The organism is Caballeronia sp. SL2Y3 (assembly GCF_022879575.1).
GTDB lineage: Bacteria > Pseudomonadota > Gammaproteobacteria > Burkholderiales > Burkholderiaceae > Caballeronia.
Map to the genome: position 1 here is coordinate 95,260 of NZ_CP084263.1, position 21,818 is coordinate 117,077.

General features: G+C 60.8%; 17 protein-coding genes. 11 read left to right on the plus strand and 6 right to left on the minus strand.

Annotation, left to right across the window (positions count from 1 at the left end; translation table 11 throughout):
• Positions 1-4: 4 nt before the first annotated feature.
• On the minus strand, positions 5-1,012 hold the full coding sequence (locus LDZ26_RS22785; RefSeq protein ID WP_244851571.1) for a zinc-binding alcohol dehydrogenase family protein: 1,008 nt from the start codon (positions 1,010-1,012) through the stop codon (positions 5-7).
• A gap of 140 nt (positions 1,013-1,152) precedes the next feature.
• Between LDZ26_RS22785 and LDZ26_RS22790 the strand changes: the two genes are divergently transcribed.
• The 11 genes from LDZ26_RS22790 to LDZ26_RS22840 all read left to right on the plus strand — a co-directional run bounded on the left by LDZ26_RS22790 (position 1,153) and on the right by LDZ26_RS22840 (position 12,439).
• Positions 1,153-2,085: a LysR family transcriptional regulator gene (locus tag LDZ26_RS22790; protein WP_244851572.1), complete on the plus strand. Its 933-nt coding sequence runs from the start codon at positions 1,153-1,155 to the stop codon at positions 2,083-2,085.
• 418 nt (positions 2,086-2,503) lie between these two features.
• Entirely contained in the window at positions 2,504-3,736 is a 1,233-nt protein-coding gene (locus LDZ26_RS22795) for an urea ABC transporter substrate-binding protein (protein ID WP_244851573.1), read from the plus strand.
• Between the two features lie 65 nt (positions 3,737-3,801).
• Positions 3,802-4,671, plus strand: coding sequence for a branched-chain amino acid ABC transporter permease (locus tag LDZ26_RS22800; protein ID WP_175943200.1), 870 nt, complete (start codon positions 3,802-3,804; stop codon positions 4,669-4,671).
• Between the two features lie 9 nt (positions 4,672-4,680).
• Complete coding sequence (locus LDZ26_RS22805; protein ID WP_244851574.1) at positions 4,681-5,760, plus strand: ABC transporter permease; 1,080 nt, start codon at positions 4,681-4,683, stop codon at positions 5,758-5,760.
• Positions 5,757-6,467 (plus strand): ABC transporter ATP-binding protein, encoded by a 711-nt coding sequence (locus LDZ26_RS22810; protein ID WP_045460616.1) that lies wholly within the window; start codon positions 5,757-5,759, stop codon positions 6,465-6,467. Before LDZ26_RS22805 ends, LDZ26_RS22810 begins: the two co-directional genes overlap by 4 nt.
• Positions 6,464-7,171, plus strand: coding sequence for an ABC transporter ATP-binding protein (locus LDZ26_RS22815; protein ID WP_244851575.1), 708 nt, complete (start codon positions 6,464-6,466; stop codon positions 7,169-7,171). Before LDZ26_RS22810 ends, LDZ26_RS22815 begins: the two co-directional genes overlap by 4 nt.
• A gap of 12 nt (positions 7,172-7,183) precedes the next feature.
• Entirely contained in the window at positions 7,184-8,170 is a 987-nt protein-coding gene (locus tag LDZ26_RS22820; protein ID WP_244851576.1) for an acetamidase/formamidase family protein, read from the plus strand.
• Between the two features lie 81 nt (positions 8,171-8,251).
• A complete protein-coding gene (locus LDZ26_RS22825; RefSeq protein ID WP_244851577.1) occupies positions 8,252-9,406 on the plus strand; it encodes a transporter substrate-binding domain-containing protein in 1,155 nt (384 codons plus the stop codon).
• Position 9,407: 1 nt separating this feature from the next.
• Positions 9,408-10,058 (plus strand): ANTAR domain-containing response regulator, encoded by a 651-nt coding sequence (locus LDZ26_RS22830; RefSeq protein ID WP_244851578.1) that lies wholly within the window; start codon positions 9,408-9,410, stop codon positions 10,056-10,058.
• 45 nt (positions 10,059-10,103) lie between these two features.
• Positions 10,104-10,868, plus strand: a complete 765-nt coding sequence (locus LDZ26_RS22835; RefSeq protein WP_244851579.1) for an SDR family NAD(P)-dependent oxidoreductase — start codon at positions 10,104-10,106, stop codon at positions 10,866-10,868.
• Positions 10,869-10,897: 29 nt separating this feature from the next.
• A complete protein-coding gene (locus LDZ26_RS22840; RefSeq protein ID WP_244851580.1) occupies positions 10,898-12,439 on the plus strand; it encodes an amidase in 1,542 nt (513 codons plus the stop codon).
• Positions 12,440-12,899: 460 nt separating this feature from the next.
• Here the strand turns inward: LDZ26_RS22840 and LDZ26_RS22845 are convergent, their stop codons facing one another.
• From LDZ26_RS22845 to LDZ26_RS22865, 5 genes are all read right to left on the minus strand, one after another.
• A complete protein-coding gene (locus LDZ26_RS22845; RefSeq protein ID WP_244851581.1) occupies positions 12,900-13,865 on the minus strand; it encodes a DUF6708 domain-containing protein in 966 nt (321 codons plus the stop codon).
• A gap of 304 nt (positions 13,866-14,169) precedes the next feature.
• Positions 14,170-15,120: a DUF6708 domain-containing protein gene (locus LDZ26_RS22850; protein WP_244851582.1), complete on the minus strand. Its 951-nt coding sequence runs from the start codon at positions 15,118-15,120 to the stop codon at positions 14,170-14,172.
• Between the two features lie 14 nt (positions 15,121-15,134).
• A complete protein-coding gene (locus LDZ26_RS22855) occupies positions 15,135-18,143 on the minus strand; it encodes a T6SS effector BTH_I2691 family protein (protein ID WP_244851583.1) in 3,009 nt (1,002 codons plus the stop codon).
• A complete protein-coding gene (locus LDZ26_RS22860) occupies positions 18,140-19,093 on the minus strand; it encodes a DUF4123 domain-containing protein (protein WP_244851584.1) in 954 nt (317 codons plus the stop codon). The genes LDZ26_RS22855 and LDZ26_RS22860 overlap by 4 nt, the downstream gene beginning before the upstream one ends.
• Positions 19,090-21,216: a type VI secretion system Vgr family protein gene (locus LDZ26_RS22865; RefSeq protein ID WP_244851585.1), complete on the minus strand. Its 2,127-nt coding sequence runs from the start codon at positions 21,214-21,216 to the stop codon at positions 19,090-19,092. Before LDZ26_RS22865 ends, LDZ26_RS22860 begins: the two co-directional genes overlap by 4 nt.
• Positions 21,217-21,818 lie beyond the last annotated feature (602 nt).

Sequence of the window (21,818 nt, forward strand, 5' to 3'; positions counted from 1 at the left end):
CGGACTAGAAGTTTTCCAGCACGATTTTTCCGCGAGCACGACCGCTCTCGATGAGCGCATGAGCGCGGCGCAGGTTCGTTGCGTTGATGGTTCCGAAGTGGTCGGCCATCGTGGTGCGCAGCGTGCCGTCGTCGATGAGCGCCGACACGCGGTTGAGAATCTCGTGTTGCCTGACCATGTCGGCGGTTTCGAACAGCGACCGCGTGAACATCAGCTCCCAATGCAGCGAAATGGACTTGCGCTTGAGCGGCATGGCATCGAGCGTGTCGGGGTCGTCGATGACGCCGAGCCGGCCTTGAGGCATGAGTGCCTCGACAAGCTGCGGATAGTGAAGGTCCGTCTGTGTCAGGCTCGCGACGTAACGCACCTGCGGCGAGCCGATACGGCGCAGGCCTTCCAGCAAAGGTTGCGAGTGATCGATCACGTCATGCGCGCCGAGTGCTTCGACCCATTCACGCGTTTCGGGGCGGGAAGCGGTGCCAATGACGCGCAGGTTGGTGAGGCGGCGTGCGAGCTGTGTGAGCATCGAGCCGACGCCGCCAGCCGCGCCGACGATTAGCAGCGCGTCCCCCGCGCCTCCGTTCTCCGCCACGCCGAGCCGGTCGAAGAGCAGTTCCCACGCAGTCAGCGACGTCAACGGAAGCGCTGCGGCTTGCGCGTTCGAGAGCGTGGCGGGCTTGCGGCCGGCAATGCGCTCGTCGACGAGCGCGTATTGCGCATACGCGCCGGGGCGGGCAATGCTTCCCGCGTAGAAGACCTTGTCGCCTCGCGCGAACATCGACACCTTGTCGCCCACGGCCTCGACGGTTCCGACCGCGTCCCAGCCGAGCACGCGCGGCGCTTCGGCCGGCGAGCCCATGCGCACTTTGGTATCCACCGGATTGACGGCGATCGCCTCGATTTTCACCAGCAGGTCGTGCGGCGCCGGTTCAGGCGTCGGCAGGTCGAAATCGACGAGAGCGTCGGGATGGTCGGCGGGAAGGCCGTGCTGCGTATAGACCACTGCTTTCATGTGCATGCTCCAGGTACGTGATGGCGGATCGCGGCGGTCACCGTGCTGATGTGCCGCTGTCGTGTGGCTGAATTCTGGCGCGACCGCATAGGTGTGAGAAAGCGGTTAAATTAGGCAGGACTTTCACTCCTGGAATGAAAATGGTCCGCCTGGAAGACCTGCAACTCTTTGTCAGAACCGCGGCGCTCGGCAGCTTTTCGAATGCGGCGAGGGAGGCAGACCTCCTGCCCGGCCAGGTCAGCGCGGCCATCTTGCGGCTGGAGCGAGAGCTCGACGTCCGGCTCTTCGCGCGGTCCACGCGCAGTCTCAAGCTCACCGCAGAAGGCGAGCAGTACCTTCCCTACGCGGAAGAAGTTCTCTCCATGCTCCATGAGGGCCGCGAACGTCTGCATGGAGAACGACATGCCCTGCAAGGCATCTTGCGTATCGCGGCGCCATCCGATCTGGGCCGCAATAGCCTGCTGCGTTGGCTGGGAGCGTTTCGCGATCTCCATCCGAAGCTGACCTTGCGGCTGTCGTTGTCGGATCATGTGACCGACGTCTTTCGCGATCCGGTGGACGTGGCCATCCGGTATGGGTCTGCGGAACAGGCGAGCTACGTTGCGCTTGCCCTTGCCGTGAACAACCGAAGGGTGTTGGTGGCCTCGCCGGAGTACCTCAAGCGGCGCGGCTCACCGGCTTCTCTCGATGAACTCGTGTTGCACGACTGCCTGCCCTATGTCCTGGCGGGGCGCGTCTACGACCGCTGGTCGTTTCCATTCAACGGCGTGCGGCGGCAGGTTACGGTGAGGGGCACGCTGCTGTGTGACGACGCGGAAATCGCAAGGCGATGGGCGGTGGAAGGCCGGGGCATCGCCTATAAATCGTGGCTCGACGTGCACGACGACGTGCTGGCCGGCCGATTGCAGGTTCTGTTGCCCGACCAACCGGGGGAAACGGTGCCGCTGAACCTCGTGTGTCCGCACCGCCGTCAGTTCTCGCCGGCGGTGAGATATCTTCATGCCCATCTCAGCGAACGGGTGCTGCCGATGAGCGCGGCCATGCGCGAGTACGCGAGCGTGCGCGTCGAATGACGGTGAAGCGTTTGAGCGCGGCACCGACTCTGCCGCTCCGACGAGCGCGCGGCATGAAGCGAGCCGGTGAAGCCGGTGATTGCTCAGTGGAGACATCAGCGAGTTGTCGCATGCAATCGCACGCAATTCCGAGCGATGCTGCCACCTTGGTCGGTCCCCCTAATGTTTTATCAGACGGGCCGGCGTCGATCACGATACGCCCCCGTCACGAAGCGATGCATTCAGGGCCCTCCTATTTTTGACCGCCGTTGACAACTGAAAATTCGACGCATTAGACTGCCTCATACCTCGCGGCCTGACAAAGATGTCCGCCCGAGGACCCGGCACAGAAGCCCCCTGACGAACCGACGGTTCGTCAGGGGGCTTTTTTTTGTTCGCATTTTTCCGTTGTTTCTGCGCCCACTTCTGGAGAATCCGCATGTTGCTGAAGCCGTCGGGCTGGATGCGTCTCGCCCTTACCGCAGGATTTGCACTGACTTCGCTCGCATCGAGTGCCGCCGATCCCGTTAAGATCGGCCTGCTGGAAGATGCCTCGGGAAACTTCGCACTGGCGACGATCCCGAAGATTCACGCCACGCAGCTCGCCGTCGATGAGATCAACGCCAAGGGCGGCATCCTCGGACGTCCGGTTTCACTGATCGCCTACGACACTCAGTCGGACAACACCAAGTTCCAGGAACTCGCACGGCGTCTCGTGCAGACCGACAAGCCGGATGTGATCTTCGGCGCCTTCTCCAGCGCATCGCGCGAGGCCATACGGCCCATCATGGATCGCGCGCATCAGCTTTACTGGTACGACAATCAGTACGAAGGCGGCGTTTGCGATACCAACACCTTCGTCACGGGCGCGGTCCCCGAGCAGCAATTCTCGACACTCATTCCGTGGATGATGCAGAAGTACGGCAAGAAGGTGTACACCATCGCCGCCGACTACAACTTCGGGCAGATTTCCGCCGAATGGGTGCGCAACATCGTCAAGGAGAACGGCGGCACGATGGTCGGCGAGGAATTCATTCCGCTGTCCGTATCGCAGTTCGGCCAGACGATTCAGAACATCCAGAAGGCCAAGCCCGACTTCGTCGTGACCTTGCTGGTCGGCGCGAATCAGGCTTCGTACTACGAACAGCAGGCGTCGGCCCATCTGAACCTGCCGATGGCGAGTTCGGTGAACGTCGGTCAGGCGTATGAGCACAAGCGCTTCAAACCGCCCGCGCTCAAGGACATGTACGTGACCGCGAACTATGTGGAAGAAGTCGATTCGCCCGCCAGCAACGACTTCAAGAAGCGCTTCCACGCGAAGTTCCCGAACGAGCCGTACATCAATCAGGAAGCGGCGAACGCGTACGACGCCATCTATCTCTACAAGGCGGCCGTCGAAAAGGCCAAGACGACGAATCAGGACGCGGTGCGCAAGGCGCTCGAAACCGGCATCTGCACGGAAGGCGCGCAAGGCAAGGTCTGCATGGACCCGAAGAGCCATCACGCGAGCCATACCATTTACCTCGTGCATGTGAAGGACGATCACTCGGTCGATATCCCGAAGGTCTGGAACGACGTCCAGCCGTACTGGCTAGGCAAGGTGGGCTGTGATTTGCCGAACAAGCCGGATCACCGCCAGTACACGCCGTCGAACCTGCCCAAGAAGTCCTGATCCGCGCCGGCGCGCGCTCGCAGAACATAGCGAACGCGCGTCCGCCTTCTGAACGTGGAGCATGCATGGCCACCTTTTCCGTTCTCTACTCGCTCATCTATCAGTTCGGCGACAGCTTCGCCTATCTGGTGCTCGCGGCGCTCGGTCTCGCGGTGATCTTCGGCATGATGGGCGTGATCAATCTCGCGCACGGCGAGTTCATCATGTGCGGCGCGTATGTGACGATCATCGCGGCCAAGCGCGGGTTGCCGCTTCCGCTCGCCATGCTGCTCGGCGCGCTCGCGGCGGCGCTCGCGGGTGTCGTGATCGAACGGCTCGTCATTCGTCACCTGTACGACCGCTTGTTCGATTCCGTTGTGGCGACGTGGGCCATCAGCCTCATCGTGCAACAGACCATGCTGCTCGTCGCCGGTCCTTCGATAGAAGGCATCGGCACGCCGTTCGGCTCGTTCTCGCTCGGCGACTATTCGTTTTCGACATATCGCGCGCTGTTGCCGGGCATTGCGCTCGCCATCCTGTTCGGGCTGTACGTGCTGTTCTTCAAGACGAACTACGGCGTCTGCGCCCGCGCCACGATTCAGAACGCCAACATCGCGCAATGTCTGGGGCTGCGCACGGACCGGCTCTACACGCTGACTTTCGCGCTCGGCGCGGGGCTCGCCGGGCTGACCGGCGCGCTGTATGCGCCGACCATGACCGCAGTGCCGACGATGGGCAGCAACTTCATCGTGCAGGCGTTCGTGTCGGTGGTCGTCGGCGGCGCGAACGTGATCGCCGGGACGACGCCCGCTGCGGCCGTGCTTGCCGTCATCCAGACCGCGCTTACGGCCTCGTATGGTCAGTTGTTCGGACAGATCGGCTTGCTGGTGACGGTCATCGTGGTGATCCGGCTGATGCCGCAAGGTCTCGGCAACCTCTTTTCCCGCGCGCGCTAGGAGGCAAACGTGAAGCAAACGAAAGAGCCTTCGCGGCTGTTCCCGGCCCGCGCCACGCGCGCGGTCCAGTACGTGCCATGGCTCGTGGGGCTCGCGCTGCCGCTCGTCGTGGACGCCACCACGAGCGGCAATCTCGCCTACTGCCTGTTGTGGGCCTTCGGCGCGGTCGGCCTCGCCGCGATGTGGGGCTATGGCGGCATCCTGTCGTTCGGGCAGACGGCCTTCTTCGGCTTGGCGGGCTACAGCTACGGCATCTTCACGCTGAACTACGGCGATGCCTGGTTCGATTCGTGGCTGGGTCTCGTCGCTGGACTGGCGGTGAGCGTCGTCGTGGCGGCGCTGATCGGCTACATGATCTTCTACGGCCGCATCAAGGGCGTGTTCATCGGTATCGTCACGCTGTCGGTGACGCTCGTGCTCGAAACGTTCATGTCGCAGACGGCTGGCCCGCAGTGGGCGATCGGCGAAGCGCGTCTGAACGGCTACAACGGCATGGGCGGCATGCCGCCGCTCACGATCCCGTGGCCTGGCGGCCCGCTGACGCTGGAAAACGCGAGCTTCTACTACCTCGTGCTGATCCTGTTGATCGTGGTCTATGCCGCGATGCGCAGGCTGCTCGACGGCACGTTCGGGCTCACGCTCATCGCCATTCGCGAGAACCCGCAGCGCGCCGAGATGCTGGGCGTCGACATCCGCCGGCATCAGCTTCTGGTATTCGTGCTCGGGTGTACGCTCGGCGGATTGTCGGGCGCGCTGTACACGGTCTGGGGCTCGTACATCACGCCGTCGACGATGGGCCTCACCTCCGCCGCCATGCCCGTCATCTGGGTGGCGACGTCGGGCAGGAAGAGCATCGGCGGAACTGTTCTCGGGACCGCGCTGCTGGTGTGGCTTTCGCAGAATCTCGCGGTGTACGGCAGCCAGTACGCGCTCATCCTGCTCGGCGCGATTCTCTTGATCGTCGTGCTGGCCGCGCCGGAAGGTCTGCTGCCGTTCGTGACACGGCATCTGCGGCGTCTGAGCCGCCGCCCGGGTCAGGATGCGCGTCTCGGCGGCGCATGTCTTAAACGTGAGGAGGGCAAGTCATGACCACGCTCCTGGAAACGCGCGGACTCAAGAAGCACTTCGGCGGCGCGCATGTCATCAACGGCATCGACTTCAGTATCGATGCAGGCGAGATCCGCTGCGTGATCGGCCCCAACGGCGCGGGCAAGAGCACGTTCTTCAAGCTCATCACCGGAGAGCACCGGCCGTCCGAGGGCAGCGTGATGTTTCTCGGCCAGGACATGAGTCATGTGCTGCCGCACGAACGCATTCGCATGGGCATGAGCATCAAGTTCCAGATTCCCGGCGTGTTCCCGGATCTGAGCGTGCGCCAGCATCTGCAGTTGTCGCTGCATCGCGCGAAGGACGACCGGCCCGAAAGCCTCGATGAGCTGTTGCAGCGCTTCATGCTGGAAGACGAGGAGCATGTGCTCGCTCGCAATCTGTCGCACGGCAAAAAGCAATGGCTCGAAATCGCCATGGCGGTCTCGCTGCGTCCGAAGCTGCTCTTTCTCGATGAACCCGTTGCGGGCATGTCCGTCGAGGAAACGCATGCGACCGGCGAACTCATCAAGCGTCTCTCGGCGGCCGGCCTCACGATGATGGTCGTCGAACACGACATGACCTTCGTCAAGCAGATCGCCTCGCGGGTGACGGTGCTCCACGGAGGAAGCCTGCTCGCCGATGGTCCGCTCGACGAGATCCTCGCCCGCGACGATGTGGCGGAAGTCTATCTGGGGAAGAAAAAATGAGTGCGTTGCTCCAGGTGTCGGGTGTGGAAGCGGGATATGGCGGCGGCCGCGTGCTCAACGGCGTGTCGTTCGGCGTCGGGCGGGGCGAAGTGCTCGCGCTGATCGGCCGCAACGGCGTCGGCAAGACGACGCTGATGCGCGCGTTGATCGGCCTGATCGGTCTCGACGGAGGAACGATCGAACTGGATGGCGATGACATCGGCCACGAGAAGCCCTACGTTCGCGCGCAGCGGGGCATGGGCTACGTGCCGCAGGGCCGCGAGATCTTCGGCGCGTTGACGGTTGCGGAGAACCTGCAGGTCGGCGCGCAGGCGAATCGCGCGCAGGCGGCGCAGATGAAGGATAAGGTCGTCGGCTACTTTCCGATTCTGAAGAAGCGCTACCAGCAGAAAGCGGGAACCATGAGCGGCGGCGAACAGCAGCAGCTTGCCATCGCGCGTGCGCTGATCAGTTCGCCGAAGGTCGTGTTGCTCGATGAGCCATCCGAAGGCATCCAGCCATCCATTGTCGATCTGATCGGCGAAACGCTTCAGCAAATCGCCCATGAAACAGGGATCGGCGTGGTGCTGGTCGAGCAGGACATGGGAATGGTCGAACGCATCGCGACGCGCTGCTGCGTGATGGACAAGGGCCGTATCGTCGAGACGCTGAGCCCGGCGCAGCTCGCGGACGAACAACTGATTCGCCAGTATCTGGCACTGTGACGGAGACGAAACATGAAATGGCTTGAAGACTCGATCATGATGAAGCGTGGCGTCGGCGCGGATCGCGAACCGGTGGAGCACCATCTGACCGAGGAAATGCAGAAGACGTATCACTACACCATCGGGCCGTACTCGCAGCCGGTGTTGCATGTGAAGCCAGGCGATCGCGTCGTGGTGGAAACGCGCGATGCGTTCGAAGGCAAGATCAAAGAGGAGACCGACAAGCCGTCCGAAGTGCTGCAGGTGCCGTTCCTCAATCCGCAGAACGGCCCGATCATGATCGAGGGCGCGGAGAAGGGCGATGTGGTCGCCGTGTACATCGAAAAGATGGCGCCGCGCGGTGACGATCCGCATGGCTTCTGCTGCATGATTCCCAACTTCGGCGGACTGACGGGCACGGACTACACCGCGCTTCTGAACGAGCCGCTGCCGGAAGTGGTGCGCAAGATCAGGATCGACGAAGAAAACGTGTACTGGAGCAAGCGCAATACGCTGCCGTACAAGCCGCACATCGGCACGCTGAGTCTTTCGCCGGAGATCGACTCCATCAATTCGCTCACGCCCGACAACCACGGCGGCAACATGGACGTGCCCGACATGGGACCGGGCAGCATCACGTACTTGCCGGTGCGCTCGCCGGGCGGGCGGCTCTTCATCGGCGATGCGCACGCCTGTCAGGGCGACGGCGAAGTCTGCGGCACGGCGGTCGAATATCAGAGCACGACGACCGTGCGCGTCGATCTCATCAAGAAGTGGCAGATCGACTGGCCGCGGCTCGAAAACGAAGACGCGCTGATGAGCATCGGCAGCGCGCGGCCGCTGGAAGACGCGACCCGCATTGCCTATCGCGAACTGGTGCTGTGGATGGCCGCGGAATACGGCTTCGACAAGTGGGACGCGTACATGATGCTGAGTCAGGTCGGCAAGGTTCGACTGGGCAATTTTGTCGATCCAAAATACACGGTTGGCGCGATGGTCGCCAAGCACTACCTCAAGTAACGCTTCGGTCAGACGAATCCAAGGCAGCCGGCATCACGCGCGGGGCGTCCGTTCCGCGCGCATTCTAGAGTGCGTCACGAAATGGCTTTGTCCGATCCCATCCGAGTGGGCCTGCTGTGCTCGACGAGCGGCTCGACCGCCCTGCTCGAACAGTCTCAATGGCGCGGTGCGCGCCTCGCCGTCGAGGAAATCAATGCGCGCGGCGGCATTGGCGGGCGCGAGCTCGTCGCGATTCACTACGACCCCGCGTCCGATCCGGCCGTGTTCCGCGAGCTCGCCGAGCGGCTGATCGTGAAGGACGGCGTCAACACCATCTTCGGCGGTTACACGTCGACGAGCCGCAAGGCGATGCTGCCCGTCGTCGAGAAGCACAACCGGCTTCTCATCTACGCGCAGATGTACGAGGGCTTCGAGTATTCGGACAACATCATCTACAGCGGCGCGTCGCCCAATCAGAACGGCGTGCAGCTGGCGGACTTCATGACGGAGACCTTCGGCGCGCGCGTGTACTTCGTCGGTTCCAGCTACGTCTATCCGTACGAATGCAACCGCACCATGCAGGAACTGCTGCTTCAGCATCCCGAAGGCGCGATCCTCGGCGAACGGTATCTGTCGCTCGACGCCACGCGCGAGCAGTTCGAGCAAGTGGTCGCGGACATCCGGCGCAAGTCCCCGGACTGGATTTTCAGCACGGTCATCGGCGCGACGGTGCCGTATCTCTACGACGCCTACGCGCACGCCGACTTCGATCCCTCGCGCATGCCCATCGGCAGCCTGAATACATCGGAGACCGAAATACATGCGATGCAGCGCGGCATCGCGGCAGGGCACATCACGGCAGCGCCCTATTTTCAGAGCGTCGATACGGAAGAGAATCACCGCGCCGTGGCGCATCACCAGTCGCGCTACGGTTCGGACACCCCGACGGACATGAACTGGGAGGCTGCGTACTATCAAATGCATATGTTCGCCGAAGCCTACGCACGGTCGGGTTCCGACGAGATCGGCGTCATCATGCCGCATCTTCTCGGATCGGAATACGCGGCGCCGCAGGGCCGGGTGCGTATCGATCCCGTGAATCATCACATGGCGCTCTATCCGCGCATCGGCCGCGCGAACGCCGATGGCCAGTTCACCATTCTGCGCGAGTCGAAGTTCGCCGTCGGCCCCGACCCGTACATGACGCGCCAGAAGCTCGGGGACTGGGTCACGAAGCTGAGCACGCGAGAGTACTGACGTGAGCGCGCGAACAGACAGAGGTCAGCGAAGCCTCACGGGTTCGATTCTCGAGCGCAATGCACGGGTTGTCGTTTTTCATCCGGACGACGACGACGGACTGACGCTCACGAATCATCTCCGGCGCATGGGCTTTCAGGTCGAGCGATGCTGGCCGCCCACCGACACGCTGCCCGAGAAGACCGATCTCGTGTTTCGGGCGTTGCTGCCCGAAGAGCGCGCGCCGAAGGGCGAGTGGTGCGGGCCGGATGCGCCGCCCGTCATCTGCGTGGTGGCGTACGAGAACCCGACCTTCATCGATCAGGCGATCAAGATGGGATCGGACGGCATCGTCACCACGCCGATTCGCGCCTCCGGCCTGCTGTCTACCGTGGTGATGGCGCTCTATCACGCGAAGCGCGCGCGTCAACATACGCAACGCATTGCGAGGCTCGAACAGAAGCTGCTCGACAGCCGGCACTTGCAGGAAGCCAAGAGCATCTTGATGACCATGCATCGCGTGAGCGAGCGCGAGGCTTACGACATGCTGCGCGCGCAGGCAATGGAAAAGCGCGTGACCATCGACGACATCTGTCATTCGGTCATTCAGGCGGGCGAAGTCTTGCAGATCGCGCGCGGGCTGGATTCGGAGGACGGGCGCGACAGGGATTGAACGCGTCGCGCCGCCCATTCATCGACACATCAAGGAGCGGCGAACATGGACCTGCAACTGAAGGGCTTGAAAGCGATCGTGACCGGCGGGACCAAGGGCATCGGTCTCGCGATCGCGCGGACGCTGGCTACCGAGGGCGCCGATGTGGCCATCTGCGCGCGCGACGAAGCGAGCGTCGCGGCGACGGCGAGCGCGCTATCCGAACTGAGCGGCGCGCGGGCGTCGGGTGCCGCCGTCGATGTCTCCGATGGCGCCGCGCTGAAGGCGTGGGTCGAACGTGTCGGCGCGGAGTGGGGCGGGCTGGATATCGTCGTGGCCAACGTGAGCGCGCTTGCCATCGGCAACGACCTCGAATCGTGGCGCAAGGAGTTCGAAACCGATCTGCTCGGCACGGTCAATCTCGTCGATGCCGCCATGCCTTATCTCACCGCGAGCAAGGCGGCGTCGATCGTCGCCATATCGAGCGTGTCGGCTCGCGAGATCGACTTCGCGGCCGGACCTTATGGCGTCTTCAAGGCCGCAATCGTGCACTACATGCAGGGGCTCGCGAATCAACTCGCCTCGAAGGGCATTCGCGCGAACACGGTCTCGCCGGGCAACGTGTACTTCGAAGGCGGCGTGTGGGACTGGATCGAGCATAACGATCCGACGCTGTTCGAGCGGGCGCTGGCGTTGAATCCGACCGGTCGCATGGCGAGGCCGCAGGAGATCGCCAATGCAGTGGCGTTCGTCGCCAGTCCGGCAGCGAGCTTCGTGAGCGGCGCGAACATCGTCGTCGACGGCGCGCTCACACGCGGCGTACAACTCTGACGAACGGAACAACTCAACGGGAGCATCGAATGGAAAAACGCAGCGCAATCGACGTCGATCTCGCGACCCTCACGGTCGATGCCGTGCAGGACGGATTCAGCACCGGCCGGTTCACCGCGGAAGAACTGGCGCGCGCCTGCTTCGACTGGATCGAACGTCATAACGACAGGTATAACGCGCTGATCTTCCTGAATCCCTCCGCGATCGACGATGCGCGCAGGATCGATGAGCGGCGCGCCGCCGGCGAAGCATTGGGGCCGCTCGCGGGCGTGCCGGTCGTCATCAAGGACCCGATGGACATGGTCGGCTTTCCGACCACGGCGGGATGGTCGAAGCTGTACAGCAAGACGGGCGGCATCGACCTGATGCCCGAGCGCGACGCGCCGGTTGTCGCGCGCATGCGCCGCGCGGGCGCGGTGCTGCTCGGCAAGACGAACGTACCGATTCTGAGCCACACCGGATCGCATGCGAACGATAGCTGGGCGGGCCCGACGATCAACGTCGCGATGCCCGACCGCGTGCCGGGCGGCAGCAGCGCGGGAACGGCGGCGGCGGTGGCCTCGGGCATGGCGGTGCTCGGACTCGCCGAGGAGACCGGCGGGTCCATCCAGAACCCCGCATCGGCGCAGGACCTCGTCGGCATCAAGCCGACGATTGGGCTCGTGCCGAACGCGGGCGTGATGCCCTTGTCGGGCAATCGCGATGTCGTCGGGCCGATCGCGCGCAACGTGAGAGATGCGGCGCTGTGTCTCGACGTGATCGCCGGTTACACGAGCGAAGACCCGAAGACGCTCGCTGGCGTCGGCCGGCAGCCAGAAGGCGGCTATGCGTCGGCGCTCGACCGTGATGCGCTGCGGGGCAAGCGCATCGGTCTCTATGGTCCCGGGTGGCGCGACCAGCCGCTTTCGGACGAGGCCGCCGCGCTGTACGAGCGCGTGAAGGGCGAACTGGCATCGCTCGGCGCGACGCTGATCGACGATCCTTTTCAAGGCTCCGGCTTTGCCGAACTGCGCAGGACGACCCCGCCGCTGCGCAATTTCGACGCGCGCGGTCTCGAATCCATCCCCTACGACGTCGAGAAGTATCTGGAGCGTCTCGGTAAGCACGCGTCGATCAAGAGCTTCGCGGAATTCGCGGAGGCCACGAAAGACGAAGACGCTTTCGCACCGAACGGCGTGTTGAACTTCATGCACAGCCTGGCGGATTTCGAGGCCGCGCTGGCGAATCCGTCGCTGCCGCCGGAGATGCCCGAATTCATCGAACTGAAGGCGCGTTATCTGCGCATCTTCGAGCGCGTGTTCGACGAGCAGCGGCTCGATGCCCTCGTCTTTCCGCAGATGAGGTGCGAGCTTCCGCCGTTGCACGGAAAGGACACCATCCAGGAGACGACGGTGGGAGAGATCAACATCGCGGGCCTGCCGGGCATCGCGGTGCCTGCGGGTTACTACGCGTCGGGCTCGCCGTTCGGGCTTATTTTCGTGGGTCGCCAGTGGGACGAAGCGGCGCTGCTGGGCCTCGCGTACGCCTATGAGCATGGCGCGGGCAGGCGGAAGACGGCAATGCTTACCTGAGACGCCTTTCGCGTTGCAGCGGCATTGCGGCGGGGGCTCGGCTGCGTGCTGTCGGCGTGCGCGTATGACATGGATGGTGCGCTGGAACCTGCGTGCACTAAGGGAACGAGATGGGCTTAACGCCGCCAGCTTAGTTGTGTGCGTCAAGTTGTGCAAAAGCCGGATGCCGGTGGTTTCAGTTGATCCTTCTGTGCTGCGTGCGGCGCGAAGAGCGTAGCCCGCAGCGCCGAAACGCGCGCGCTGTGCAGCAGCGCGCAACAACTCCTTCTTCTGATCGGCCAGCAAGGCCATGTTCAGATCACGGCTGTCGTCCAGCCACGTTTCATGCGTTTCGCTACACAAGCCCTGGTCAGCCGAAGGCACGACGCATCGTTGGGAAAAATGCACACGCTGTGAAGCGCAAGTTGCATTGCGCGATGTGTTGATTTCCGGTGCACACTTTCACGAGCACCTAAGGCATCTACGGTCGGATTCCTTTGCATGTCATCTCCACGGTTACCAGCGGTCTGGTTTCGCCTTCGAGCGCTTCGGGTGGTGGCGCCGAAGGGCAAATGCCGAAGATGCAGCATACGACCCACCAGCACAGTGAAACCGACATGGTGAGTGGGAACAGAACGGCCCAAAACGGAAGCAGCCAGCTCTTCTTTCCTTGGTGTTCGCCAGCCTCGCCGGTACGCCAAGGAACATAGTGCCGCCATGCCTCAAGTGGTGTGAGCACCACCTTGTGCAGAGGCAGCATCCACCAATTGGGCTCAGCCGGGATAGGAAGGCCTTCTGGACCATGAGCCATGAAGACTCGGATGTATTCCCAAACCTGCGCCACGTATTCGATGCGTGGATCGGTTTGCGCATTGCTCATGATGCGAAACCACAGCATGCCGGGTGGTAAGCGCTTTTGCCAGAAGCGATGTGGTGGCAAGGGGTGAACACTTGGTAATAGCATTTCGAGCCGGAAGCGTGTAACGGCGCCAACGTTGCTCGCGTCTACGAATGAGTTGGGAGTCGCTTGCACGCCGTGCCAATCGGCTACGTATAGATGATGCCCTTCTTTAGCGTAGACACGTTGCGTGTGTCGATTGAAGTAGATATGCGACATCTTCAACCGGCGTAGGTTAAGGGCCAGAAATGGACCAAAACAGACGATCGGAGCGGCATAGAGCAGAACGTTGAACAAAGCTTCGAACCAAGGATTAGGAGCCCCGAACTCTGTCGGGATTTTTGGCGAGGTCCATTGCAGCCAGAATGCGAACGGTATCCAGCCAACAATCGTAACCGAATACATGAGTGCCATCAGGACAGATACTTCGAGAAACGGGCGCCGCAGGCAAAGCACCTGTTGTCCCATACCGATGAACTGGTCGCCAATGCGAGGAGATGCGCCGGTGGCTGCAGACTGCGGCGTCCATACTGTTTGAGGATTTGCCATGTGCATACTCTTGCTTAACCACCGAGCACGAAGCTTGCGGTGACTTCTGCGGCTTCGCTCAAGCCCTGATTGGGGTGATAGCTCAGGCTAAGCTGAAGGTTTTTATCGCCTAGTGGCGCCATCCGGGGCCGGGTACCCAGTCAGCCGCGTAAAAGCAACACTGCTTAGAAAGGTTTGCGCGGCCAAACGGAAGCCCACGCCCGGCAGACGATTTGCCAGCGTGGTAATGGCCGTCACGTAGATCGCCCGTACGCTAACCTATGTATTGATTCCCGGCGCACACTCTCACGATTACCTATGGCATCTATGGTCGGATTCCTTTGCACGCCATCTCCACGGTTACCAGCGGTCTGGTTTCGCCTTCGAGCGCTTCGGGTGGTGGCGCCGAAGGGCAAATGCCGAAGATGCAGCATACGACCCACCAGCAAAGTGAAACCGACATGGTGAGTGGGAACAGAACGGCCCAGAACGGAAGCAGCCAGATCTTCTTCCCTTGGTGTTCGCCAGCCTCGCCGGTACGCCAAGGAACATAGTGCCGCCATGCCTCAAGTGGCGTGAGCACCACCTTGTGCAGAGGCAGCATCCACCAATTGGGCTCAGCCGGGATAGGAAGGCCTTCTGGACCATGAGCCATGAAGACTCGGATGTATTCCCAAACCTGCGCCACATATTCGATGCGTGGATCGGTTTGCGCATTGCTCATGATGCGAATCCACAGCATGCCGGGTGGTAAGCGCTTTTGCCAGAAGCGACGTGGCGGTAAGGGGTGGACACTTGGTATTAGCATTTCGAGCCGGAAGCGTGTAACGGCGCCCACGTTGCTCGCGTCTACGAATGAGTTGGGAGTCGCTTGCACGCCGTGCCAGTCGGCTTCGTATAGATGATGCCCTTCTTTAGCATAGACACGTTGCGTGTGTCGATTGAAGTAGATATGGGACATTCTCAGCCGACGTAAATTTACGGCAAGAAAAAGAGCGGTACCTGCAATCAAGAAAAGAAAGGGAAGGCAATTTAGCCAGATGTCAGCCGTTTGGCTACTCGGATCGGCAATTGATGAGAACGACATCCAAAGCACGAAGCAAAGTGAGCCAACAATCGTGACAGAATACATGAGTGCCATCAGGACAGATACTTCGAGAAACGGGCGCCGCAGGCAAAGCACCTGTTGTCCCATACCGATGAACTGGTCGCCAATGCGAGGAGATGCGCCGGTGGCTGCAGACTGCGGCGTCCATACTGTTTGAGGATTTGCCATGTGCATACTCTTGCTCAACCACCGAGCACGAAGCTTGCGGTGACTTCTGCGGCTTCGCTCAAGCCTTGATTGGGGTGATAGCTCAGGCTGAGCTGAAGGTTTCTATCGCCTAGCGGCGCCATCCGGGAATAGTGCACAAGTAATCCATGCGGCGTAATGCGTGTCTCGGCAACGGCGTTAGGATAGGTAGCACGAGGGATTCGTTCGCCAGGTCTGGGCGGCACGCTTAAGTCACCGTTCCACAGGCTTTGACCTAAGATGTATCCGGGTAGTAGCACAGTGAATTCAGCAGTATTGTTTTCGAACCAATGTCCTTGCCAAGCGGAATCTACGCCCTCCCAGCCTAACTGTTTGGCAGCGTCCGAGTTGAGCAATACAGGACCGTAGTAGGCTTGATACCATCCTTGCAATTCGTCACCGAGATCCTTGAATGCTTTGGGGCGATGATCCACCTCGTTCTTGCTATTGTCGTCTCCCATGCGGTTACCGAAGATGCCGCATGTAACCCATAGCTCCATTGGGCGATTGCTTGCCGAATCCGCTTGTGCATAGAGCCATAAGGCCCCGGCGATAAGTGCTGCGCCGACCAGGATGACGACAGCCGCAGCCCAGCCCACTACTGGAATAATGGAAACGCCTCCGGCAAGGGCGATACTACCTTCGAGTACCGCAACTCCGCCTAAGAACATTGTGGCTCCACCCCAATATGTATAGCGTGATGCTTCTTTGTTCCCAGCGTTGCTGAGTCGTAGGCCCTTCTGAATGTCTGTGAGTAACCCAGCGAGAATCGCCGGGTACCCAGTCAACCGCGTAAAAGCAACACTGCTTAGGAAAGTTTGCGCGGCCAAACGGAAGCCCACGCCCGGCAGACGATTTGCCAGCGTGGTAATGGCCGTCACGTAAATCGCCCGTGCGCTAACCATAGCGGCGCCAAGCGAGCCCAGCGTAGCAAACATAGCTGAGGCAAGGTTCGTTGCGTTCTCGCTACTGTAATTTGTGGTGATGTCTTTGAACGCGCTCGCCAAGTTGAGCCAGTTGAAGTACAACGCGCCGAAATTCAGGGCACTCACAGCACCTGTCTTGCTAAATCCAGCCAAAGTCGGCCGAACTATAAGCGTCTTGGTCTCCGCCACAGTGACCGTTCGAACACCGGTGTTCAACTGTACGGCCTTCTGGCTCTCGATTACCCGAACCATACCAGTGTCGATTAGTCCTTGTACTTCACTTGTGAATTTGGCTTCAGCTGCAGGCAGCGCGTCGGTCACACGATAACGCGCTCCCAGCAACCCCATGATCTCCTCCATATTCGCTTCACGCGCGGCAGCCTCGACGTTTTGACGCAGATTGCGACTTTTGTCCCAGCGAGTCTTGCCGTTCAGCCTTTTCATGAAGACTTTGCTGGTGGTTTCTGCAAGTAAGTCTGTAGCCCCTTTAACGTCCTCGAATTTTCCGCCCAGTTCATTGATCACTGCGGCACTGGCACCCAGCAGGGTTCCTTTAACGTCGTTTTTGCCCTTAAGCTCCTCAACAGCCTGTCTGAATGGGTTGTATGCTGCCAATCCGACGTAAATGGGACTGGACTTATCATCCACCCAGGCTTGCAGACGCGTAAAGCGCGGGTCTTTCTCATCATCCAGAAGCAGACAATTGCCCATGTTGTGAAGGCATTGAGCAATGGTCAGCTCAAGTCCTTGGGATGAGCGCTTGTGATTGCGGTCATAAGATGAAAGTGCAGCGGCGAGGCTGTAAGGTTTTTCTAGATATTTCGCCTCGGCTGTGGCCAGCCACAGATCCTGATTCGCGCATGCTGCGGCGAGGCTCGCCAGCAACTGCTTAAGCTGTTGATCGGCCTTGTCGCGTTCCGCCAGGAATTTGTTGTACTCGGGCACGTTCATGCGTTTGGCAAAGCGCTCTCCATCTGGCGAGAGGGACTCATTTGTAAGAATCGAAAACTCAATTTGGCTATCCGTAGGGACGTTATGGCCGTGGGATTGGGTGCGGTACCGCTCGCTTAGCATTTTGGTAAATGCATCCGGGTTTCGGCTACTTGGCGAGCTTCCGCCTTTGTACATTCCGCTTAGCACCTGCTCAAGCAGCATAGCTACGACGCATTTACGATGGAAGTCGGCGCTGGCGGGCTGAACCCGCTCGACGTCCAGTCGCATGCACACAGGTAGCTCACTGGCTGGGGAAGCGCCGCTTGCATTAGACGATTCTTTCGCGGCGGATGCCAAAAGTGAATTTTTCAGATCTAGGGCTTGGTGCTGAAGCGCAGCGATCGTGAGACCTAGCTCTTGAGTCAGCCCCTCGGCGTCATAAAGTGCGACAACCGCAGGCACGCGGGGTTGGGTATATGGATAGGCTGCGGCTTGAGCCAGGACTGCCCCCAGGGGTAAGTCATCTTTACTGAAGCACGCGCTCCAGGCCAACGGAACGCGCTGCTGCTTAGGCTTATAGTCTTCTACCCAAGTGCTTAGCGCCGTGGCAGGCAAAACATGCTTCTGGCTAGACGGCTTTTTCTCGCCACTGGTCAGCTCCTGGACGTCCAGCGGTTGCATAAGTCGTTGTCGAAATGCTCTGCTGCTGATCACCTTCGCAGTGGTGGCGTTTGTCCACAGATGCGTGCAGTAGCCGATCCACACTTCCTTAGCAAGGGTTGGGCAAGTTTCTACCCAAACGTTGGAGACAGTTTTACCGGTGAGATACTTATCGGGTCTATCGTAATCTTCCAAGCCTGAGTACTTGAGTTCGATATATTTGCCGTTGCCATCGTACTCATGGATCGTTAGCTTCTCGCGCTGTGAACCTTTCATGTAGACGTAGACATACCCGGGGCGTAATGCGCGCAGCGTATAGGTGGCTTCCTTGAGCGCCGGTAAGCTTTGATCCAAGGTAAATCCTGAGTCGGCGTAAGCATATGCTTTAGCTCCCGACTTAGCCGGAAGAACCGCGTATCGCACGGGAACGACGGGAATGCGCGAGCTGCATGCGAGCGAGGAGCTCGTGATGTTTGGATCGGTCATTGTTGCATATCCTTACTATTGGCGTAGGCGGATACCGCGCGCAGGCGTGCAGAAGGTGGCTCGCTGACATCATTTAGGAGGCGCTGCGCCTCGGGATCGCTCCGAAGATTGCCGTGACGTGCATGCAATAGGACATAACTGCGCATGTCATCTTCTGAGTAAATATCGATCTGGTTGGCTTGATCCAATGTGTGTTGCACACTGTTTTGAAGATGGGCCAAACTGAACTCGGCGAAGTCAGGCAGCGCCTGTAACTCATTTGCGAGGGCGACTACGAAGTGCTCCTGTAAATTTCGGTTGAAGACTGATAGTTCGCGCGGACGCAGATGCAACCAGCCCGTAGACGTTTGCGCTGGCGCGGACGTGGTCTGCTCAACCCTATACCATTGATGGGCTGGCCCTAGGTTGTCACGCCACAGCAATTGCGTAATCGGTCCAAGCCAAGCATGGCGATGATCCGCATCGAGTGCGTTCAACCAAGCGGCGAGTTGACTGGGTCTGAGCGCAGACTGGGCAGCCCCCTGGTCGGGCATGACGATGCGCGCCAGGCTCTTCAGATGTCGGTGCAGCGTATCCATATCGCTTTGAGTACCGATCATCAACACGCTATCAGCGGCGGCCCATGTTGTCTTTGCTTGTTCCAGAAACAGGACATCGTTCGTGACGTCGACCAACAGCGGGCCTCGCTCAGGATTTTCCGATGTCAGGTCTTCCAATAGCCAGCGTCGCATAGCCAACGGATTGACTGCGCGAACCAGATCGATGACGCTCGGCGCCCAGGCAGAATTTACACTCGAATCGGGCGGTGATGGCCGATACGCCCAGCTTTCAAGCGCGCCAGTATGCAGCAACAAGTAGCGATACGGCGCGCACGGGAAATCACCAGGAGCGGAACCTTGACCCAGCTTTTCGGGCACTCCTGGAATCGACTCCACAATAGGCATCATCATCGCGCGCGCCCCGCCATGCAGGGGCAATCGGGTAGAGCACAAGTTCCATCGGACTGCTTGCCACACATCCGGTCAAGCGGTTTGCCGGATGCAGGTGTGCCTTTCGCCGAAAACGGATTGCCTGCGCCTCCGGTTTCGACCGCCAGTGCTCCCTTGAGCTTGATTGCGGTACCTTCGATCGTGACGCCACTCGCATCAATCGTAATGGTGCCGCCGGGTCCCCGAATCACCGCACGATCGCTCGCCTGCAACTGATACTTTTGCGTCTGCCGCTCGATGCTCTGCCCGGCACTGAGCCTGTGATGCCCCTGCACGGTATGTTGGACATGCCCGCCCACATCGATGATGTGGTTCGCCGTCGTCTGTTCCTTGCGGTGATTGCCGACCGTTTCGACGCGGTCCTTGCCGACGTTGATCGTGTGATTGCGCTCGACGCTCAGGAACGCGTCCTGCCCGACGGTGTGCCGCTGGTCGTGGCCGATGTTGACCTGTTCATCGTTGCCGACGCTTTCCTTGCGGTCGTGCCCGATGCCGATGGTTTCATCGTGCTCGACATTCTCACTGCGGTCGTTGCCGACGAAGATCGTCTCGTCGTGGTTGACGTGGATGTTCTGATCCTTCTGCGCGTGAACGTAGATCTCCTCCTGGTCCTTCTCGTCCTCGAAGCGCAGTTCGTTGAAGCCATCGCCCTTGTGCGTCTGGCTCTTGATCGTCATGCGCGTCTTATGACGCGGCAGCTCGTAGGGCGGCAGATTAGCCGCGTGATACGTGCGCCCGATGATGATCGGCTGGTCGGGGTCGCCATCTAGAAATGCGACGATCACTTCCTGACCGATGCGGGGAATCGCCATATGGCCCCAGGTCGCGCCCGCCCAGTTCTGCGCCACGCGCACCCAGCAGGAGCTTTGCTCGTCGGGCGGGTCGTTGCGCTGCCACGGAAAGCAAATCTTGACGCGGCCGAACTCATCGCAATAGATCTCCTCGCCCGCAGGACCGGTGACGGTCGCGATCAGCGGGCCGTCGATACGCGGCTTGGCAAGCAGCGGGGCTTTCCATTCGACATCGTCGGGCACCAGCTCGGCGGTGTAGCTGTAGTGCGTGCCTTGCTGAGCATCCGCGGCTTCTTCTTCCTGGCTCACGTGCTGGGTGCCGCGATGCGTGATGCGCACGGGCCGCCATCCGCGATTCCATTCCTCGCGCGGATGGTCGACGAGATCGAAGCGCAAGCCCGGGACGAGACGCGCATCGTCGCCCTCGGCGATTGCGACCTGCGCATCGCGCCGCAGCGCCAAGAGGCGCGTCTGCGTGAAGGGAACACCGGCCGCATCTTCCTTGTAGCGTCCGGGGTAGCCGTAGCGTTCGTAATCCCGGCCCTGGTGGTCGAGGCTCGCCCCGTCTTGGCTGTGCTGCTGGCCGTAGCGCGGGTTCTTGAACGTATAGTCGCGTTGCGTCTGGCGGGCCGTGCGTACGCGTTCGGCGTAGCGGAAACTGCGCAAGCCCGGCTCGGGCGCATCGCCGCCGGGGTTCGGGTTATAGGAGACCGGGCCGCCCGCGATCGCGCCATGCACGATGAGCTTGTCGCCGTGGATCAGGCGGTGGCCGTTCGCGGAGAACTGGAAGGCATAGTAGATGCCTTCTTCCGCGCCAATGCGCTGCACCCATTCGAGTGTCGATTCCCCTGCTTGCACACAATACTCACGGGGCAAATGGCTGCTAAACGCCATTTGTTCGTAGTCGGTGATGCCTTGCTCGGTCATCAGCGTCTGCAGGATCTGAGGAATGCTCTTCTGCTGAAACACGCGCCAGTCGCTGCGCAAGTCGGCCCGGGCAAGCGCAGGCGTCACCGTCGCGTGATACACGGTGCGCCGAAAGCCCGTCTCGCCTTGCTCGAAGGCGCTGACGATGCCGTGGACGTAGCGCACCGGCGCGTCGTTTTGCCAGATGGTGAGCAGCGCGCCTTGGTCAAGCACATCGCCGAAATCGACGGCGGGATCGTGGCTAGCGAGCTCCAGATTAAGCTCAAACGGCTCTGAGAGCCCCTCCACTAAGTCAAATCTTCGGACATCGAGCGTGAGGCCGCTCGCGGTCTCGAAACTAAAGCGCAAGTCGGATTGACGCGGCATGAATAATGAGTTCCCCGAAAGGCTTCGTGCGAAGCGAAGTCAAGTCGTGAAGCGCGGACAGACATCAGGCGATGTCGCCCGTGCGTCAGTATCCTGACCGGCGAGCCTTTCGATACCAGAAAAATCCGAACGTGTCCCTTATTTTGACCAGCGAGGATTCGACGCAGAGCCTCGAGCCTTTGAGCTTGCCGATCGGCAATCAAATCAGCTGCGCTTCGTGGTGATCGGCCTGAGCGGCGTGCGACCGAAGAGGGCGCGCTCGTGTGCGCGAGGATATCGGGCGCGCAGCGCTTGGACGAGGCCGTGTTGGCCCTACGCGGCGGATCAGCTGCGCTCAACCGTGGCGGAAATGCAGGCGGTGACCGTCTCGTGTTCGTACTACGCTTGGTCGTGGCCATGGCGTAGCTCTCCCGAGGGCAGGTTGACGAACTGGACATTAATCAACTCACACCACGGGCACCCCCGCCTCTGCGCTACTTACGCCTCGGCGTTTTTGCACATCGTGCAGCACACTACCCAATCACCCCGGATTCGACCAGCAATGCCACGCCGTCATCCAGTTCCGCGCTTCGCTTGACGCGAGTCAAAGGCCGCGTGATTCA

Coding starts and splice junctions, on each gene's coding strand:
- LDZ26_RS22820 (WP_244851576.1), top strand. CDS start 7,184: ATGAAATGGCTTGAAGACTCGATCATGATGAAGCGTGGCGTCGGCGCG.
- LDZ26_RS22835 (WP_244851579.1), top strand. CDS start 10,104: ATGGACCTGCAACTGAAGGGCTTGAAAGCGATCGTGACCGGCGGGACC.
- LDZ26_RS22785 (WP_244851571.1), bottom strand. CDS start 1,012: ATGAAAGCAGTGGTCTATACGCAGCACGGCCTTCCCGCCGACCATCCC.
- LDZ26_RS22850 (WP_244851582.1), bottom strand. CDS start 15,120: ATGGCAAATCCTCAAACAGTATGGACGCCGCAGTCTGCAGCCACCGGC.
- LDZ26_RS22855 (WP_244851583.1), bottom strand. CDS start 18,143: ATGACCGATCCAAACATCACGAGCTCCTCGCTCGCATGCAGCTCGCGC.
- LDZ26_RS22840 (WP_244851580.1), top strand. CDS start 10,898: ATGGAAAAACGCAGCGCAATCGACGTCGATCTCGCGACCCTCACGGTC.
- LDZ26_RS22815 (WP_244851575.1), top strand. CDS start 6,464: ATGAGTGCGTTGCTCCAGGTGTCGGGTGTGGAAGCGGGATATGGCGGC.
- LDZ26_RS22810 (WP_045460616.1), top strand. CDS start 5,757: ATGACCACGCTCCTGGAAACGCGCGGACTCAAGAAGCACTTCGGCGGC.
- LDZ26_RS22860 (WP_244851584.1), bottom strand. CDS start 19,093: ATGATGATGCCTATTGTGGAGTCGATTCCAGGAGTGCCCGAAAAGCTG.
- LDZ26_RS22790 (WP_244851572.1), top strand. CDS start 1,153: ATGGTCCGCCTGGAAGACCTGCAACTCTTTGTCAGAACCGCGGCGCTC.
- LDZ26_RS22865 (WP_244851585.1), bottom strand. CDS start 21,216: ATGCCGCGTCAATCCGACTTGCGCTTTAGTTTCGAGACCGCGAGCGGC.
- LDZ26_RS22800 (WP_175943200.1), top strand. CDS start 3,802: ATGGCCACCTTTTCCGTTCTCTACTCGCTCATCTATCAGTTCGGCGAC.
- LDZ26_RS22795 (WP_244851573.1), top strand. CDS start 2,504: ATGTTGCTGAAGCCGTCGGGCTGGATGCGTCTCGCCCTTACCGCAGGA.
- LDZ26_RS22845 (WP_244851581.1), bottom strand. CDS start 13,865: ATGGCAAATCCTCAAACAGTATGGACGCCGCAGTCTGCAGCCACCGGC.
- LDZ26_RS22825 (WP_244851577.1), top strand. CDS start 8,252: ATGGCTTTGTCCGATCCCATCCGAGTGGGCCTGCTGTGCTCGACGAGC.